At 63.5% G+C, this 578-nt stretch carries 1 protein-coding gene; it reads left to right on the forward strand.

The genetic code is table 11. The features are described from left to right. On the forward strand, positions 1-420 hold a 420-nt coding region (locus D3H34_RS33555), incomplete at its 5' end, for a YebC/PmpR family DNA-binding transcriptional regulator (RefSeq protein WP_205736888.1). Between the last annotated feature and the right edge of the window lie 158 nt (positions 421-578).

Consider the following 578-nt stretch of genomic DNA (forward strand, 5'->3'; position numbering starts at 1 on the left):
GAGTGCCTGACCGACAACGTCAACCGCACCGCGCCCGAAATGCGCGTGGCCTTCCGCAAGGGCCAGATGAGCGCCGTGGCCTGGGACTTCGACTATGTGGGCATGATCGAGGCCGAGCCGGCCCAGGCCGGCGCCGATGCCGAAGTGGCGGCGATCGAAGCCGGTGCGCAGGACTTCGAAGCCGGCGACGCCGAAGGCAGCACACTGTTCCTGACCGATCCGACCGACCTGGACCTGGTCAGCAAGGCGCTGCCCGCGCAGGGCTTCACGGTGCTGTCGGCCAAGCTCGGCTACAAGGCCAAGACGCCGATCAGCGCCGCCAGCCTGAGCGCCGAACAGCTGGAAGAAGTCCAGGCTTTCCTGGCAGGCATCGACGACAACGACGATGTGCAGAACATGTTTGTCGGCCTGGTTGACTAATCGCTCTGCCGGCCGGCGTAATGCCGGTCGCGCCATCAAGCCCATTGAGCCACTTGTTGGATCAATGGGCATTTTTGTTTCTAAGCCAAGCGCTAACGGCTTCAGGCACAGTTCACAGCCTTTGATACTGGCATGCCCCAGCATGGGGGCAGCGAGGA

The organism is Acidovorax cavernicola, assembly GCF_003581445.1.